Origin of the sequence: Acidovorax sp. FJL06 (assembly GCF_003852545.1) — a bacterium.
In the GTDB taxonomy this organism is placed as follows: Bacteria; Pseudomonadota; Gammaproteobacteria; order Burkholderiales; family Burkholderiaceae_C; genus Acidovorax.
Window position 1 is genome coordinate 338 of record NZ_QAJR01000011.1, and the last position, 574, is coordinate 911.

Annotated in this window: 1 protein-coding gene and 1 pseudogene; both read right to left on the minus strand. The window is 66.9% G+C overall.

Annotated elements, in window-relative coordinates; all coding sequences use genetic code 11:
• Window positions 1-242, minus strand: a pseudogene (locus DBV10_RS06675) (AMIN domain-containing protein); the annotation flags it as partial.
• Between the two features lie 21 nt (window positions 243-263).
• Window positions 264-574: tRNA (adenosine(37)-N6)-threonylcarbamoyltransferase complex ATPase subunit type 1 TsaE (gene tsaE, locus DBV10_RS06680; RefSeq protein ID WP_124512079.1), on the minus strand; the 311-nt coding region annotated here is incomplete at its 5' end.

The window sequence follows — 574 nt, forward strand, 5'->3', positions numbered from 1 at the left end:
GGGCTGAGGTCGATGCCCTCGATGTCCACCGCCAGGCGTGGCGGCGTGGTCACGAAAAACTGCTTGGCCACCAGCGCCCCATCGGATTCGATGGTCACGCGCGAATACTCGGGTGCGGGCCACACGCGCACTGCCACGATGGTGGCGCCCCGTGCGATGTGCTGGGTGCCCAGCAACAGCACCAGGCTTCCGGCCTGCAGCACAGCGCGGCGCGAGGGCGGTCTGGCAGGGGGGGCGGGCATGGGGGGGGCGTTCACGGTGTGTCAGAGTCCTTGCAGCAGCGCGCGCCCGGCGGCGGTGTGGGCGTGCAGCGTGACTTTCCTTTCGGTGTCATCCATTGCTTCAATGTGGATAGCAAGGTCGGCAGGCGGGGTAAGCGCTGCAGCCTTTTCCGGCCATTCTGCCACCTTGAGGCCCGGGTTGGCAAAAATGTCCCTGAAACCCGCGTCTTCCCACTCGCGCGGGTCGTCGAAACGGTAGAAGTCGAAGTGCCAGATCGAGAGGTTGGGCGCCTCGTGCGGCTCCACCACGGCATAGGTGGGGCTTTTGATGCGGCCCTGCACGCCCAGGGCGC